The sequence below is a fragment of the Pseudomonas putida genome (genome assembly GCF_003228315.1).
In the GTDB taxonomy this organism is placed as follows: Bacteria; Pseudomonadota; Gammaproteobacteria; order Pseudomonadales; family Pseudomonadaceae; genus Aquipseudomonas; species Aquipseudomonas putida_S.
This window is the reverse complement of record NZ_CP029693.1, coordinates 139334-151527: the sequence shown is the minus strand read 5'-3', so window position 1 is coordinate 151527 and position 12194 is coordinate 139334. Positions and strand designations below refer to the sequence as shown.

Sequence of the window (12194 nt, the reverse complement as noted above, 5' to 3'; positions counted from 1 at the left end):
CCGCTGGCCATTTCCTCGGTCGCGGTGTGTTGCGAGGTTGCCCGCTCGGCGACGGCCTGGGTGGTATCGCCCAGGTGATTGGAGATCTGCATCAGCGTGGTGCTGCTCTGGCGAATCGAGCCCACAAGGTTGCCCAGACGCTGGATGAACTGGTTGAACGCACCGGCCAGCTTGCCGGTTTCATCGCCACTGCGTTGTTCGAAACGCAGGCCCAGTTCGCCTTCCCAGGCCTGGATGCCGACCGTCAGGCCGGACAATGGACGAATCTGCCACGCCAGCAAGTGCCACAGCACGATGGCCAGCACCAGCAACGCCACCAGGCCGATGACCACGGCGGTGTAGAGGAAATGATTGATCCCGGCCATGGCTTCGGCCAACGGATAAGCAACCATCAAGGCCCAGTAGTTCGGGGCCTTGCCGATACGCACCGGTTGCAGCACATAACCCCAACCATCGAGTTCGAAACTGTAGGCATTGCCCGCCTTGATCGCGTCCTTGGCCGCGGCTGGCAGTTCTTCTGCCGGCTTGCTCAGGCGCTTGGGATCCGGATGGCTGGCATACAGACCGTCGCTGGAAACCAGCGCGCCGTAGCCCTTGTAGGCGTCGATTTTAGCCAGCTGGCGGTTGATGCTTTCCAGCGGAATATCCACCCCCGCCACACCCATGGCTTTGCCGCCCTGCATCAAGGGCAACATGATCGACACCAGCATCATCTGCTGGCCACCGCCGGCGCTGTAGGCATAGGGTTCGGAGGCCCATGGCTGACGGGTGTGCAGCGGGCGGTAGTAGTACTGGTTGTCGGCGCTTTCCGGGGCATAACCGCTGAGCGCCTCTGATTTCACCGAACCGCCGGCACGGTTCCACCAGGTCAGGTAGCGACCGGTCGCGTCGTGATTGGGCTGGTTGACGAACTCACTGTCCTTGCCGTCGAACGCGTTCGGCTCCCAGTACTGACCCAGGCCCAGAAACCGGGGATTGGCTTCGAACAGCTGGCGGGTCAGCACGTCGGCGGTCTTGCGGTCGACCTGTTGTTGCTGCATTGCCGTGGCGACGCTGGCCAGGGACTCAGCCACGCTATAGCCGGCACCGAGCTCGACTTCCACTTCCTTGGCGTTGGCCTTGACGACGCTGTCGACCAGAGAAAAGGTTTCTTTGACGGAATTGCCGTAGGCAATGTAAGCGATGGAGCCCAGCAACAGCGCCATGACGACGACGGTGCCAATCAGCGCCGTCCAGAACAGCTTGAAGTGCAGTGAGCGATTAGGCATGAACATTCTCGAATAGACGATATGTCGGCCAGCAAAGCCCGCGCTTATGTGTGAGTGCAGCAGCCCTGCTGGCAGTTTTTTATAGTTGATATTATTAAGCCACTATATCGAGGCAAATGGGCTCGATGCAACTCAAAATGAACACTTGTTCAATCAAAAAAATGACAGCAAAAAACGCCCGGCGAACACGCCTGATTCAGGCGTATTCACCGGGTTGGGAAAGGGATTTTTCAGCGAGGGTTTACAGGCATTCCTGAGCGGCGCGCTCGAGGCTCGAAGGCCCGAAGGTCGACGCCAGCAGCGTGCGCTCATACAGGAACACCTTGCCGCCGTTCGAGGCCTTGCGCGCCTCAAGCACGTCGTTGGCCGCCACTTTGCTCGACACCACGATGCGGTAGCTGCGCTGGGTTTCCGAGACTGTCGCGTTCAACGAATCATGCTGCAGTTTGGGCAAGACACAGTTCGCGTAGTCCGCCGGCGCCTTGCTCGTCTGCAAGGTCAGCGTCGGATCGTTTGGCGTGGAGGCACAACCGGACAACAACAAAGAGGCGGCAATCGTCAGCCGGGTGTATAGGTTCATCGCGCCGATTCCTGCGTGAGTGTTTTGGATGGGCGCGATTTTCCCTGTTTGCCGCGGGCAACAGAACTTGTGATGAATGATTGTGACTATTACGTGAAGCGATAGTAGGAGCGAGCATGCTCGCGATGGTCGTCAACGATAACGCGGGTTGCCTGACGCCACGCGGTGCCTGTGCCTCCATCGCGAGCAGGCTCGCTCCTACAGGGGGTGTGCGTTCACGGTTTGGACTTGAACGCTTCGAGCCTGACAGCCCGTTCTTCGACATACCCCGGCGAAGGCTCGCTGATCAATTCGCCACGGCGCAGCAGCTCACCGCAATGATCACAAAGAGGTCCAAGGCCGGCCTCGTGCCCGCACTTACGGTGGGTGTAGCGCACGGCCAGCCCTTCATCCTGCGATTTGCACCAGGTCTCCCCCCACGCCCGCAACGCCAGCACCACCGAGTAAAACGCCTCGCCCTTGGGCGTGAGGTGGTACTCGTAACGCGGCGGCCGCTCGCTGTAGGCGCGTCGCTCGACCATGCCATCCGCCTCCAGGCTTTTCAGGCGCGAGGCGACCATTTGCGGCGTGCCGCCGGTCTGCGCCTGGATCTCGTCGTAACGATGGTTGCGCATGAACAGCTCGCGCAAAACCAAGACCGTCCATCGATCTCCGACAATGTCTTCGGCCCGTGAAATCGGGCACAGGGTTTGCGGACTAGTCTTTTTTACGGCCATGCAGGCTTGCCTCTTTTACAGTAACTATGATTATCATATCTACACCATGCCGGGGCAAGCCCATGGCATAGCTCATTGAATAGTTCATTCATCCACTCTGGAGAAATGTCATGTCGAACGCTGCCTACCCGCTGGATCGCACCGCCTATTTGCTGGTCGATCCCTACAACGATTTTCTCTCCGAGGGTGGCCGGGTCTTCCCCCTGATCAAGCCGATCGCCGAGCAGGTCGGCCTGCTCGACAACCTGCGCGCACTGGATCGCGCCGTGCGCGCCGCCGATATTCAGGTGGTCATCGTACCGCACCGTCGCTGGGAACAAGGCGACTACGAAAACTGGTCTCATCCAAGCCCGTCCCAATGCAAGATCCAGCACATGCACCACTTCGCCCGTGGCGAATGGGGCGGTGAATGGCATCCCGATTTCGCGCCCAAGGAAGGCGACATCATCGCCTCCGAGCACTGGGGCTCCAGTGGTTTTGCCAACACCGACCTGGATTTTCGCCTCAAGCAGAAAGGCATCACCCACGTGATCATCGTCGGTCTGCTGGCCAATACCTGCATCGAGGCCACGGCCCGTTACGCACAGGAACTGGGCTATCACGTCACCCTGGTGCGCGACGCAACCGCCGCCTTCAAGCCGGAGATGATGCATTCGGCCCATGAACTGAATGGCCCCACCTTCGCCCATTCGATCGTCACCACCGAACAACTCATCGCCACCCTCAAGCAGTGATCAAACCCATGAAACTGACCGGACATCTGCTGATCGGCGCCGACGAAGTCGCGGCGACCGAAGGAACCCTGAAAGCGCTCAACCCTGCGACCAATCAGACCATCGAGCCGGACTTCGCCCTGGGTGGCGCCGCTGAAGTAAATCGGGCGGCGACGCTCGCCGACGAAGCCTTCGATCATTACAGCCATACCTCACTCGCCGAGCGCTCGGCGTTCCTTGAACGCATTGCCGACAATCTCGATGCCGTCACTGCCGAACTCGCTGCCCGGGCCGCGCTGGAAACCGGTCTGCCCGAAGCCCAGCTGCAAGGTGAAGTCGCCAAGGCCGCCACACAGTTCCGCCAGTTCGCCGACGTCGTGCGCAAGGGACGCTTCTTGCACCTGGCCATCGACCCGGCGCAGCCCGAGCGCCAGCCACGGCCACGCATGGACCACCGCCTGCAGAAAATCGCCATCGGCCCGGTCGCGGTGTTCGGCGCGAGCAACTTCCCCATCAGCTATTCCGTGGCCGGTGGCGATACCGCTTCGGCACTGGCGGCGGGCGCGACCGTCATCGTCAAGGCCCATAACGCCCATCCCGGCGCTTCGGAAATTCAAGCGCGGGCCATTCTCAAGGCGGTGCAGGACAGCCACTTGCCGGCGGGTGTGTTCTCGATGGTGCGCGGCGCCGGCAATGCCATTGGCGAAGCGCTGGTCGATCATCCGCTGATCAAGGCCGTGACCTTCACCGGTTCCGAACAGGGCGGCATGGCCCTGTATCGCCGCGCACAATTGCGCCCCGACCCGATCCCGGTGTTTACCGAGATGACCAGCGTCAACCCCACCTTCATCCTGCCCCAGGCCCTGGCCGCGCGAGGCGCGCAGATCGGTGACGGTTTCGTCGAGCGCATGCTGGTCAATGTCGGCCAGGCCTGCCTCAAGCCGGCGATCCTGATCGCCGTCGAAGGTGAAGGTTTTGCGGCATTGCGCGCGGCCATGATCAAGCGAGTGACCGACGCTCCCGCGCGGCCGATGCTGACCCCGGGAATTCAAGGCGCTTACCTGAAAAATCTCGATCACCTGCAAAGCGCGGGTGCGAGCCTGGTGGCGGTGGGTGCGGTGGCCCATGCCGAGTTGGATGGACGTTCGGGATTGCTCGAAGTCGACGGCCAGCGTTTCCTCGACGAGCCGGCATTGGCCGATGAAGTTTTCGGTCCCGCCGCACTGCTGGTGAAAGTTCGGGATGAGGCACAGATGCTGGCGGTCGCCCGGGCGTTTCGCGGACAGCTCAGCGCGACCCTGCACCTTGAGGACGCGGACCTGGCGTTGGCCCGACGCTTGTTGCCGATACTGGAGCGGCGTACCGGGCGGATCGTGGTCAATGCGTTCGCCCATCCGCAGGAAGTGTCCTTCGCGACCATTCACGGAGGACCGTTCCCGGCCTCCTCGGACAGCCGTTTCACGTCAGTAGGCATGACCTCCATCGAGCGCTTCCTTCGACCGATCACCTATCAGGGCTTTCCGGATGGTTTGTTGCCTGAAGCACTTCGGGAATTGAACCCGCTCGGATTGCCGCGCAGCGTGGATGGCCAATAAGCACAACCCCCTGTAGGAGCGAGCCTGCTCGCGATGAACATCCAGACACCGCGGGCATGCAGACAGCCCGCGTCATCGTTGACGACCATCGCGAGCAGGCTCGCTCCTACAGGGATTGCTTAAACCTGAGTTTTCTGCAAAGCAACCACCTGATTGCGCCCATTGCGCTTGGCCTCATACAAACCATCATCAGCACGGGTCAGCAGGGTTTCCAGGTTGTCGCCCGGCCCAACGAAGGCAACGCCGAAGGACGCGGTGATGGTGTCCAGCACCGTGTCGGTACCCCGCGCCTTGATCCGCAACGACTGGACCTTCAGGCGCAGTTGCTCGGCAAAGGCGCAGGCGCCTTCCAGGTCGGTGCAATGCTCCAGCACCACGCAGAATTCCTCGCCGCCGTAACGCCCGGCGAACGCCTCGCCCACCAGCGCACCGCGCAACACCTGGGCCACATGCTGCAGCACCCGATCGCCCAGCGGATGACCGTACTGGTCATTGAAGTGTTTGAAGTGATCGATATCCAGCATCACCAACGCGACCTGTCCACCGGACTTGGCCAACGCCTTCTCCAACTGACGGGTGAACGCCGTGCGGTTGAGCAGTTCGGTCAGGCCGTCCAGCGTCGCCGCCTGTTGGGCACGCTCGAGTTTGTCGCGCAGGGTCTTGATTTCGCTTTGCGCCGATTGCAGTTGGGCCAGGAAGTGTTCCTGCTGACTCTGCATCAGCCGGGTGCTCTGCTGCAGTTCGTTCAAGATCCCCGGCAAACGATCGCTGGCCGGTTGTTCCAGCATTTCCAGACACTGCCCGAGACGGTTCTGGAAACTGACACTGCCCTTCACGCTGCGCGAGACATCGCGCTCCATGCCATCGACTAGGGTGATCACCTGCTGCTGTTCCGCGCGGGCGTCTTCCAGCTCGTCACGAATGATGAACTCGCGAAACAGCCGTGTGGCCGATTCTGGCGGGCATCCGTCGAAGTCTCGCACCACGCGGTCCAGATGACGGTTGAGTTCCGGTTCCTGGCCTTTGCTGTAGGTGTACCACAGCGCGTAATGCACGGGATTGGGCGGGATATTGTGGCGAACCATCAGGGGTACGGCTTGCTTGAGCAGCGCCGCGGCCTCGCGGGAGTCTTCAGGATAAAGCGCCAGCACATTCGCACGCGTGTCTGATTGGCTCATGGATTCACTGTGGTTGTTAATCATTGGCGTTTGGCAGTGCGCTGAGCATACCGATACGCCCGACAAACGGCTATCCCGGTTTGATTGGCATCGCCATTTAATGTCTGACCTGGAACGGCGGTGCAAAACGACGAGTGGATGCACAGTGCCATCATTGCGTGGCATAATGATGTCATATTGCCGCTGAACTGCAGCCGGCTCTCATCAAGAAGTGTTCCTGCCTGAGGAAATGCCATGCTCCTGAATGTCCTGATCTGCTGGTTCGTGCTGGCCATTGCCCTGGCCGCGATCCTGTGCCGTCAGATCCACAAGGCGAAAATGGCGGATCAGGCGCTGGGCATGCAGCATTCGGACGTATGCGAAGAAGACCATTCGGGTATTTATCTGGCGTAAGCCCTTCTCGCCCACGCTACCTTTCAACGCCCGCTCGCTGAATTTCCTGCCTTCATAGCTATTGCTCCCGCCCCGGGAAACCGGGCGCATCTGCCATTCCCCCTGCTCCCTCGCCGAACTACCCATCCGTTTGCTGAACATTCAAGAATCCTCTGACGAAACCACTGGTCAGACCGGTCATGCCAATTTTTCACTTCCCTCTTGTATCCAGCCAATAAACCCGCCTAGACTGACCTCGCACTGGACATACCGGTAAGACCACAATAATTAAGTCCCGACGCTGAAGTGCCACAGTCACGCCAGCCGGGACACCGACCAGGATTCCTCCCATGCTCAGATGGTGCTCGCGTTCAATCTTCCTCCAAGTGGTTCTCGGACTGATGCTCGGCATCATCTGCGGGCTGACCCTTCCCGAATATTCGGCCCAGCTCAAGCCGCTGGGCGACGGCTTCATCAAGCTGATCAAAATGCTCATTGGCCTGATCGTGTTCTGCGTCGTGGTCAGCGGCATCAGTGGTGCCGGCGACCTGAAGAAAGTCGGCCGAATCGGCCTCAAATCGGTGATCTACTTCGAAGTGCTGACCACCATCGCCCTGGTGATCGGCCTGGTGTTCGCCTTCAGCACGGGCATCGGCAGCGGTGCCAACATCCATCTGGAACAGCTGTCCGCCGCCGACATGGGCGACATCGCCCAGCGCGGCCAGCACATGCACACCACCACGCAGTTCCTGATGGACCTGATCCCGACCTCGGTCATCGGTGCCTTCGCCGACAACAACATCCTGCAGGTGCTGCTGTTTTCGGTGTTGTTCGGCAGCGCCCTGAATCTGGTGGGTGAAGCGGCTTCGGGCATCTCGCGACTGATCAATGAGCTCAGCCACGTGATCTTCCGCATCATGGGCATGATCGTGCGCCTGGCGCCGATTGGCGTGTTCGGCGCGATTGCGTTCACCACCAGCAAATATGGCCTGGACTCGCTGCAACATCTGGGTAGCCTGGTCGGCCTGTTTTACCTGACCTGCGCGGCGTTCGTGGTGGTGATCCTCGGCCTGGTGATGCGCCTGTCGGGCTTGCGCATGTGGCCCTTGCTCAAATACCTGCGCGAAGAATTGCTGATCGTCCTGGGCACCGCCTCCTCCGACGCCGTGCTGCCGCAAATCATGCGCAAACTCGAACACCTGGGCATCGGCAGTTCGACGGTCGGCCTGGTGATCCCCACCGGCTACTCGTTCAACCTCGACGGCTTTTCGATTTATCTGACACTGGCCATTGTCTTCATTGCCAATGCCACCGGCACACCGCTGGCCATGACCGACCTGCTGACCATTTTGCTGGTGTCGCTGATCACCTCCAAAGGCGCCCACGGCATTCCAGGTTCGGCCCTGGTGATTCTGGCGGCGACGCTTACAGCTATCCCGGCGATCCCGGTGGTCGGCCTGGTGCTGGTGCTGGCGGTGGACTGGTTCATGGGTATCGGCCGAGCGCTGACCAACCTGATTGGCAACTGTGTCGCCACCGTGGCCATCGCCCGCTGGGAAAAAGACATCGATATTCAACGGGCAAACAAAGTGCTTTCCGGTCAGGTGGGTTATACCTTCCAGCCGAGAAAACCCGCTGCTGCGTCGCATCAGCAGGAATTTTAAACAGTGCGTGCCCACCTTGCCGGTGGGCACTTAGATCGCTTGGAGCGAACCGTGATTACCTCCTCAACCGTCGTCAATTCAGTGGTAGAAAAACTTCGGGCCGCGCTGGCCCGCGGTCAGTGGCGCTCCGGCGACATGTTGCCGGGCCAGCGTGAACTGGCCGAACAAATGGGCATCAGCCGCCCGAGTCTGCGCGAAGCGGTGACCGTGCTGGAAACCCTCGGGCTGGTGCGGTCGATGCCGGGCAAAGGCGTGGTGGTGCTGGACGCCATTGCCAGCGACAGCGATGACCAGCGCCACGACAGCGCGGTGGCCGGCGCGAGCCTGGAGGATGTGCTGCAACTGCGCTATACCCTCGAACCGTTCATTGTCGGCCTGGTTGCGCAATCGATCAGCAGCAAGGAAGTCGGGCAACTGCGCCTGACCCTGATGGACATGCGTGAAGCATTGGAGGCCAACGACAGCGAAGCCGGCGTGAACGCCTACATCGCGTTTCACGAAGAGCTGTTCACCCTGACCTCGAACCCGATTTTCCAGAGCGTGGTGCAGCAGACCAGCAACGCCCTCAAACAAAGCGCCGACGTGCTGCGCAATTCTCCCGAACACCTGGCCGAACGCCTGGAAGAAAACGAAGCCGTGGTCCGCGCGATCCGCAGCAAGAACAGCGCCCAGGCCAGTGCCGAAATGCGCCGGCACATCCTGCGCGAAGGCCAGCGCATGGGCATCGAACTGAACATTCCGGACGACAACCTCAGCCGTTGAAAACCTGAAACTGGAGACAGGCCATGAACAGCTTCGCCTCACCGCAAACTCTTGTTGACCTGCCCTTCCCTCTGCCGGCAGACGACCTTTATTCGCGGCTGTTCGACGCCATTCTCGAGCAGCGTCTTCAACCCCACAGCCGTTTCACCGAAGACAGCCTGGGCCAGATGTTCGGCGTGCGCCGCAGCGAGATTCGCAGCGTGCTGACGCGCCTGAGCCACCAGCACATCATCATTCTTCGCCCCAACCATCGCCCTCGCGTTGCCGCGCCGAATGCCGAACAGACCCGGCAAACCCTGCACGCCCGACGGCTGGCCGAAACCACCCTGGTGCGACTGGCCTGCCAGCGCCCTCAAGACTTCACGCGCCTGCGGGAAATCATCCAGAGCCAACGCCACTGCGTCGAGCGCGGCCAGGCCCTTCGACTGGCGGGAGCGTTTCATCTGCAATTGGCGGAGCTGGCGGGCAATGCTCCCTTGACGCACTTTCTGGAAAGCCTGGTGCCATTGACGTCGCTGGCGATCGCGCAGATGGATGCGCAGGTCGAGGGCTATTGCGACTGGCGGGTACAGGAAGGGATTGTGGAAGCCGTTGAGCGGCAGGATGCGGCGATGGCTGTATCGCTGCTCAGCCGGCACCTGGATCAGCTTGAAGGGATGTTGCTGCGGCAAACCCGCGCTGCCAGCTAGACACAAAAACAACTGTAGGAGCGAGCCTGCTCGCGATGGACCTCAACGATAACGCGTACTGTCTGAATACACGTGTTGTCGTTGCGTTCATCGCGAGCAGGCTCGCTCCTACAGGGTACTGCTTCAACCTAACAGCATTTAGGCCCGGCCTTGCTGCCGTAACGGGCCTCCTGGCGTTCGCGGAAAAACGCCTCGTAGTCCATCACCGGCTTGTCCGGATGCTTGCTCTGCATGTGCTCGACATAGTTGTCGTAGTCGGGCATCCCCACCATCAGGCGCGCGGCCTGACCGAGGTATTTGCCGAGGCGACTGAGGTCATTGAACATGCGGCAGCTCCTCGATCACGCCTGCGGCACTGGCTGGAACGGCGCTTCTTTATCCGTACGCTCTTTCTTGCCCCAGGCGGCTACGCCGACCTTGAGCGCAAAGAACAGGATGCTGAACACCACGAACAGGAACAGCGCGGTCAGCGTTGCGTTGGTGTAGGCATTGAAGATCACGTGCTGCATCTGATCGATGCTCTTGGCCGGAGCCAGCACCTGACCGTTGGCCAGCGCATCGCTGTACTTCTTGGCCAGGGCCAGGAAGCCGATCGCCGGGTTGGCGTCGAACAGCTTGATGAAGCCGGCGGTGGTGGTGCAGATCAGCAGCCAGACCGCTGGCAGCAGCGTCACCCACACATACTGTTGACGCTTCATCTTGATCAGGACCACGGTGCCCAGCATCAGCGCGATACCCGCCAGCATCTGGTTGGAGATACCGAACAGCGGCCACAAGGTATTGATGCCACCCAACGGGTCGATCACGCCCTGGTACAGCAGGTAACCCCACATGGCCACGCAACCGGCGGTGGCGATCAGGTTGGCGGTCCAGGACTCGGTGCGGCGCAGGGCCGGCACGAAGGAACCGAGCAAGTCCTGCAGCATGAAGCGTCCGGCACGGGTACCGGCATCCACTGCAGTCAGGATAAACAGCGCTTCGAACAGAATCGCGAAGTGGTACCAGAACGCCATGGTGTTCTCGCCCGGCAACACGTGGTGCAGGATCTGCGCGATACCCACCGCCAGGGTCGGCGCACCGCCGGCACGGGCCAGGATGGTGGTTTCACCGATGTCGTGGGCCACCGCTTGCAGCGCTTCCGGCGTGATGGCGAAGCCCCAGCTGCTGACGGTCTGCGCAACGGCAACAGCGTCGGCGCCGACCACGGCGGCCGGGCTGTTCATGGCGAAGTACACGCCCGGATCGATCACCGAAGCGGCGACCATGGCCATGATTGCCACGAAGGATTCCATGAGCATGCCGCCGTAACCGATGTAACGGGCATGACCTTCGCTGGCCAGCAGCTTCGGCGTGGTGCCGGAGGCGATCAGCGCGTGGAAACCCGATACCGCGCCACAGGCGATGGTGATGAACAGGAACGGGAACAGACCGCCCTTCCATACCGGGCCGGTGCCGTCGATGAACTGGGTCAGCGCCGGCATTTTCAGCTCGGGCATGGTCACCAGGATGCCTATGGCCAGGGCGACGATGGTGCCGATTTTCAGGAAAGTCGACAGGTAGTCACGGGGCGCCAGGATCAGCCACACCGGCAATACCGCGGCGACGAAACCGTAGCCGATCAGCATCCAGGTGATCTGCACGCCGGTAAAGGTGAAGGCCTTGGCCCATACCGGGTCGGCGGCAATCTGCCCGCCCAGCCAGATCGAAGCCAGCAGCAACACCACGCCGATGATGGAAATCTCACCGATGCGGCCCGGGCGGATGTAGCGCATGTAGATGCCCATGAACATCGCAATCGGGATGGTCGCCATCACCGTGAACATGCCCCACGGGCTATCGGCCAGGGCCTTGACCACGATCAGCGCCAACACCGCGAGGATGATGATCATGATCAGGAAGCAGCCGAACAGCGCGATGGTCCCGGGGATGCGGCCCATTTCCTCACGGACCATGTCGCCCAGGGAGCGGCCGTTGCGGCGGGTGGACATGAACAGGACCATGAAGTCCTGCACCGCACCGGCCAGCACCACGCCGGCGATCAGCCAGAGCGTGCCGGGCAGGTAGCCCATCTGCGCCGCCAGGACCGGGCCGACCAGTGGCCCCGCGCCCGCGATGGCCGCGAAGTGGTGACCGAAAAGCACGTGTTTGTTGGTGGGAACGTAGTCCAGACCGTCGTTGTTGAGCACGGCGGGCGTGGCGCGATTGGGGTCCAGCTGCATCACTTTATTGGCGATGAACAGACTGTAGTAACGGTAGGCAACGAGGTAGATAGCGACAGCGGCGACGACGATCCAGAGGGCGTTGATCGCTTCGCCGCGGCGCAGGGCCACGACACTCAGCGCAATCGCTCCAAGGACAGCCACGGCAAACCAGGCGAGGTGTTTAGCCAGACGGGGCATAGGGGTCTCCTGCCGACAGCTCGTGACTGCGGCGGTAATTTTTATAATTGTGTCCGCTAGGCGGAGCTGGCCCAATATCCGCGCATGGCGTCCACAAATAAATCCGCGTTACTACGTATGTAGCGTCTACGTAGTTCTACGTAGGACACGCTGATCTTTCCTGGGAAACGCAAAACCTGTGGGAGCAAAGCTTGCTCGCGATGGCGGTGTGTCATTCAACGAATATGGTGACCGACACACCGCCATCGCGAGCAAGCT

General features: G+C 61.0%; 11 protein-coding genes and 1 pseudogene. 6 read left to right on the top strand and 6 right to left on the bottom strand.

The annotated features are described in order from the left end of the window. Positions 1 to 146 precede the first annotated feature (146 nt). The 3 genes and pseudogenes from DKY63_RS32980 to DKY63_RS00695 form a co-directional block, all read right to left on the bottom strand. Positions 147 to 1040: pseudogene (locus DKY63_RS32980) on the bottom strand (PDC sensor domain-containing protein); the annotation flags it as partial. A gap of 469 nt (positions 1041 to 1509) precedes the next feature. Then, positions 1510 to 1848 carry a hypothetical protein gene (locus DKY63_RS00700; protein ID WP_110962315.1) on the bottom strand — a complete coding sequence of 113 codons (339 nt, stop codon included), beginning with the start codon at positions 1846 to 1848 and terminating at the stop codon, positions 1510 to 1512. A 215-nt stretch (positions 1849 to 2063) separates the two neighbouring features. Next, positions 2064 to 2564: a winged helix-turn-helix transcriptional regulator gene (locus tag DKY63_RS00695; RefSeq protein ID WP_110962314.1), complete on the bottom strand. Its 501-nt coding sequence runs from the start codon at positions 2562 to 2564 to the stop codon at positions 2064 to 2066. A gap of 110 nt (positions 2565 to 2674) precedes the next feature. Here DKY63_RS00695 and DKY63_RS00690 point away from each other — a divergent pair, with 110 nt between their 5' ends. Together DKY63_RS00690 and DKY63_RS00685 are read left to right on the top strand one after the other, a co-directional pair. After that, the gene (locus DKY63_RS00690; protein ID WP_110962313.1) at positions 2675 to 3298 is read left to right on the top strand and encodes an isochorismatase family cysteine hydrolase; all 624 of its coding nucleotides are present in this window, start codon (positions 2675 to 2677) and stop codon (positions 3296 to 3298) included. A gap of 8 nt (positions 3299 to 3306) precedes the next feature. Continuing rightward, entirely contained in the window at positions 3307 to 4872 is a 1566-nt protein-coding gene (locus tag DKY63_RS00685; protein ID WP_110962312.1) for an aldehyde dehydrogenase (NADP(+)), read from the top strand. Between the two features lie 119 nt (positions 4873 to 4991). Here DKY63_RS00685 and DKY63_RS00680 read toward each other — a convergent pair whose 3' ends face one another. Beyond that, positions 4992 to 6050, bottom strand: a complete 1059-nt coding sequence (locus tag DKY63_RS00680; protein ID WP_110962311.1) for a GGDEF domain-containing protein — start codon at positions 6048 to 6050, stop codon at positions 4992 to 4994. Between the two features lie 234 nt (positions 6051 to 6284). On the opposite strand from DKY63_RS00680, the gene DKY63_RS32045 reads away from it, so the two are divergent. The 4 genes from DKY63_RS32045 (at position 6285) to DKY63_RS00665 (ending at position 9537) form a co-directional block, all read left to right on the top strand. Beyond that, positions 6285 to 6443 carry a hypothetical protein gene (locus tag DKY63_RS32045; RefSeq protein ID WP_162634817.1) on the top strand — a complete coding sequence of 53 codons (159 nt, stop codon included), beginning with the start codon at positions 6285 to 6287 and terminating at the stop codon, positions 6441 to 6443. A gap of 329 nt (positions 6444 to 6772) precedes the next feature. Then, complete coding sequence (locus DKY63_RS00675; protein WP_110962310.1) at positions 6773 to 8086, top strand: C4-dicarboxylate transporter DctA; 1314 nt, start codon at positions 6773 to 6775, stop codon at positions 8084 to 8086. Positions 8087 to 8137: 51 nt separating this feature from the next. Next, complete coding sequence (locus DKY63_RS00670) at positions 8138 to 8848, top strand: FadR/GntR family transcriptional regulator (RefSeq protein ID WP_110962309.1); 711 nt, start codon at positions 8138 to 8140, stop codon at positions 8846 to 8848. Positions 8849 to 8871: 23 nt separating this feature from the next. Then, positions 8872 to 9537 (top strand): GntR family transcriptional regulator, encoded by a 666-nt coding sequence (locus DKY63_RS00665; protein WP_110962308.1) that lies wholly within the window; start codon positions 8872 to 8874, stop codon positions 9535 to 9537. Positions 9538 to 9665: 128 nt separating this feature from the next. Here the strand turns inward: DKY63_RS00665 and DKY63_RS00660 are convergent, their stop codons facing one another. Beyond that, complete coding sequence (locus DKY63_RS00660) at positions 9666 to 9863, bottom strand: YbdD/YjiX family protein (protein ID WP_008051268.1); 198 nt, start codon at positions 9861 to 9863, stop codon at positions 9666 to 9668. A gap of 15 nt (positions 9864 to 9878) precedes the next feature. Then, positions 9879 to 11936: a carbon starvation CstA family protein gene (locus DKY63_RS00655; protein ID WP_110962307.1), complete on the bottom strand. Its 2058-nt coding sequence runs from the start codon at positions 11934 to 11936 to the stop codon at positions 9879 to 9881. Between the last annotated feature and the right edge of the window lie 258 nt (positions 11937 to 12194).

Bases quoted from the DNA above. Each gene is read 5' to 3' on its own strand.
- DKY63_RS00700 (WP_110962315.1), bottom strand. From the start codon at position 1,848: ATGAACCTATACACCCGGCTGACGATTGCCGCCTCTTTGTTGTTGTCC.
- DKY63_RS00695 (WP_110962314.1), bottom strand. From the start codon at position 2,564: ATGGCCGTAAAAAAGACTAGTCCGCAAACCCTGTGCCCGATTTCACGG.
- DKY63_RS00690 (WP_110962313.1), top strand. From the start codon at position 2,675: ATGTCGAACGCTGCCTACCCGCTGGATCGCACCGCCTATTTGCTGGTC.
- DKY63_RS00685 (WP_110962312.1), top strand. From the start codon at position 3,307: ATGAAACTGACCGGACATCTGCTGATCGGCGCCGACGAAGTCGCGGCG.
- DKY63_RS00680 (WP_110962311.1), bottom strand. From the start codon at position 6,050: ATGAGCCAATCAGACACGCGTGCGAATGTGCTGGCGCTTTATCCTGAA.
- DKY63_RS32045 (WP_162634817.1), top strand. From the start codon at position 6,285: ATGCTCCTGAATGTCCTGATCTGCTGGTTCGTGCTGGCCATTGCCCTG.
- DKY63_RS00675 (WP_110962310.1), top strand. From the start codon at position 6,773: ATGCTCAGATGGTGCTCGCGTTCAATCTTCCTCCAAGTGGTTCTCGGA.
- DKY63_RS00665 (WP_110962308.1), top strand. From the start codon at position 8,872: ATGAACAGCTTCGCCTCACCGCAAACTCTTGTTGACCTGCCCTTCCCT.
- DKY63_RS00660 (WP_008051268.1), bottom strand. From the start codon at position 9,863: ATGTTCAATGACCTCAGTCGCCTCGGCAAATACCTCGGTCAGGCCGCG.
- DKY63_RS00655 (WP_110962307.1), bottom strand. From the start codon at position 11,936: ATGCCCCGTCTGGCTAAACACCTCGCCTGGTTTGCCGTGGCTGTCCTT.